The following is a 3027-nucleotide window of genomic DNA, read 5'->3' as shown; positions in this document are numbered from 1 at the left end:
CCTTTTTCAACTCGTCGCGCCCGGCGCATGTCCGGGCGCGACTCCGACAAATCAAATACATGCGTATTTGATTTGCGTGCGAGGCATCCCTGCCTCGCGGTCGCAGGCCGTTTTTCAACGGCCTGCTAAAACCGCCGCACTGGCGGCGATCAGGGGCGGGAAGACCGGCGTCTTCCCGCCCCTTTTCACATGCACCGGCCTTGCGAAGACGAGGCGACGCGGCGTGTAGAATGCGGGCCGCGCGGCGCCACATCGGCCACGCGCAAGCTCACCCATCCAACGCCGCTTTAGCTCAGCTGGTAGAGCAATCGCCTTGTAAGCGATAGGTCGTCCGTTCGATCCGGACAAGCGGCACCGTTTCACTGCCCGGGCGATGCCGTCAGTCGGCGCCGCCCGGGCGCTGCGGGCGCAGATGCGGGAACAGGATCACCTCACGGATGGAGGTGACGTCCGCGAACAGCATGGCCAGGCGGTCGACGCCGATGCCCTCGCCGGCGGTGGGCGGCAGGCCGTATTCCAGCGCCTCCACATAATCGGCGTCGAAGTACATGGCCTCCTCGTCGCCGGCCGCCTTGCGCGCCGCCTGCTCGAGAAAGCGCGCGGCCTGGTCTTCGGGGTCGTTCAGCTCGGAAAAACCGTTGGCCAGCTCGCGGCCGGCGATGAACAGCTCGAAGCGCTCGGTAAGCGCCGGATCGTCCGCCCGCCGGCGGGCCAGCGGCGACACCTCGACCGGAAAATCGGTGACGAAGGTCGGCTGGATGAGCTGCTCCTCGACCACCTTCTCGAACAGCTCGAGCTGTACCTGCGCCAGGCCGTCGTCGTCCTTGACCACCAGACCCAGCTCCAGCGCCAGCGCGCGGGCGGCGGGCAGATCGGCCAGCACGGCCGGCGTGGCGCGCGGCAGGTAGGCGCTGATGGCCTCGGCCAGTGTGTAGCGTGCAAACGGCTTCGCAAACTCGATGCGCAGGCCCTGGTAGTCGAGTTCGGTGCTGCCGAGCACGCGCCGGGCCAGATCGCGCAGCAGGCGCTCGGTCAGGTCCATCAGGTCGCGGTAGTCCGCGTAGGCCTGGTAGAACTCGAGCATGGTGAACTCGGGGTTATGGCGCGTGGACAGGCCCTCGTTCCTGAAATTGCGGCCGAGCTCGAATACCTTCTCGAAGCCGCCCACCACCAGGCGCTTGAGGTAAAGCTCGGGCGCGATGCGCAGGTACAGCGTCATGTCGAGCGCGTTGTGGTGGGTGACGAACGGCCGCGCCGCGGCACCGCCCGGCATGGGCTGCAGCAGCGGCGTCTCGACCTCGACAAACCCTTCACCGACGAACCACTCGCGCAGCCCCGCGACCAGCGCCGAGCGGATGGCGAACGTGCGCCGCGCGTCCTCGTTGACGATGAGGTCCAGATACCGCTGGCGGTGCCGGCGCTCGGCGTCCTGCAGGCCGTGCCATTTGTCCGGCAGCGGGCGCAGCGCCTTGGTCAGCAGGCGCACTTCGGTCGCGCGCACGGTGAGCTCGCCAGTTTTGGTGCGAAACAGCGTGCCGGCCACGCCGACGATGTCGCCAAGATCGAGCCGCTTGAACTCCTCGTACGCCGCCTCGCCGAGCACGTCGCGCTGCACGTAGACCTGCAGGCGGCCGGAGCCGTCCTGCAGGTGCACGAACGACGCCTTGCCCATGAGGCGACGCGTCATGATGCGCCCGGCGATGCGCACCGCCACCGGCGCGGCCTCCAGCGCCTCGGCGCCGGTATCGGCATGCGCGGCCAGCAGCTCGCCGGCCAGTGCATCGCGACGAAAGTCGTTCGGATAGGCCAGGCCGGCGTGACGCCAGGCAGCCAGCTTGTCGCGTCGGATGGCGATCTGCTCGTTGTCTTCTTCGTGGTGCATGGCTCTAGAGACCGCTCTTGAGGCTGGCTTCGATGAAGGGGTCCAGATCACCGTCCAGCACCGCCTGCGTGTTGCCGGTCTCGACGCCGGTGCGCAGGTCCTTGATGCGCGACTGATCCAGCACGTAGGAGCGGATCTGGTGGCCCCAGGAGATGTCGGACTTGGCTTCCTCGGCGGCCTGCGCCTCGGCGCGGCGGGCGTTCAGTTCCCGCTCGTACAGCTTGGCGCGCAGCTGCGACATGGCGGTGGCGCGGTTCTTGTGCTGCGAGCGGTCGGCCTGGCAGGCCACCACGATGCCGGTCGGCACGTGCGTGATGCGGATGGCCGACTCGGTGCGGTTGACGTGCTGGCCGCCGGCGCCGGATGCTCGGTAGGTGTCGACCTTCAGATCCGCCGGGTTGATGTCGATCTCGATGTTCTCGTCGACTTCCGGGTACACGTACACCGACGCGAACGAGGTGTGCCGCCGGTTGCCGGAATCGAACGGCGACTTGCGCACCAGACGATGCACGCCGGTTTCGGTGCGCAGGTAGCCGTAGGCATACGGCCCGCGCACGTGCACGGTGGCGGACTTGATGCCGGCCACTTCGCCGTCGGATTGTTCGGTGATCTCCACCTCGAAACCCTTGCGCTCACACCAGCGCAGGTACATGCGCAGCAGCATGGCGGCCCAGTCCTGCGCCTCGGTGCCGCCGGAGCCGGCCTGGATGTCGATGTAGGCGTTGTTGGCGTCGGCCTCGCCGGAGAACATGCGCTGGAATTCCAGCCGCTGCACCTGCTGCTCGAGGCGCAGCACGTCGGTGGACAGCGCATCGGCGGCGGCCTGGTCGTCTTCCAGTTCGATCAACTCGGCCAGCTCGAGACCGTCGGCGATGCCCTGCGAAATCTCCTTCAGGCCGCCGACGACGTCTTCCAGCCGGGCGCGCTCGCGGTTCAGCTCCTGCGCGCGCTCGGGGTCGTCCCAGACCTTGGGGTCTTCGAGCTCGCGCAGCACCTCGGTCAGGCGCTCCTGCTTGGCGTCGAGGTCAAAGATACCCCCGTAGCGCGTCCACCCGCGCGGCGAGGTCTTTCAGGGCGTGGCGTTGGGGATTGATGTCGATCATGGCGGGCCGGGTTCCGGAGGCGCAAAAAAGACCGCCAATGGT

2 protein-coding genes and 1 tRNA gene are annotated in these 3027 nt (G+C 67.7%); 1 reads left to right on the top strand and 2 read right to left on the bottom strand.

Annotation, left to right across the window (positions count from 1 at the left end; translation table 11 throughout):
* The first annotated feature begins 281 nt into the window (after positions 1 to 281).
* A tRNA-Thr gene (locus PHC73_RS13195) sits at positions 282 to 354 on the top strand.
* A gap of 25 nt (positions 355 to 379) precedes the next feature.
* Here the strand turns inward: PHC73_RS13195 and lysS are convergent.
* Positions 380 to 1882, bottom strand: coding sequence for a lysine--tRNA ligase (lysS, locus tag PHC73_RS13190; RefSeq protein ID WP_300129174.1), 1503 nt, complete (start codon positions 1880 to 1882; stop codon positions 380 to 382).
* Between the two features lie 4 nt (positions 1883 to 1886).
* Positions 1887 to 2985 (bottom strand): peptide chain release factor 2 gene (prfB, locus tag PHC73_RS13185; protein ID WP_300129177.1). Its coding sequence is split into 2 segments (ribosomal slippage): positions 1887 to 2909 and positions 2911 to 2985, totalling 1098 coding nucleotides; the frame shifts between segments, so codons are not numbered across the junction.
* Positions 2986 to 3027 lie beyond the last annotated feature (42 nt).

Source organism: Immundisolibacter sp. (assembly GCF_028696615.1).
Classification (GTDB): domain Bacteria; phylum Pseudomonadota; class Gammaproteobacteria; order Immundisolibacterales; family Immundisolibacteraceae; genus Immundisolibacter.
The sequence above is the reverse complement of the archived record's forward strand: the minus strand, read 5'-3'. Positions and strand labels throughout refer to the sequence as shown.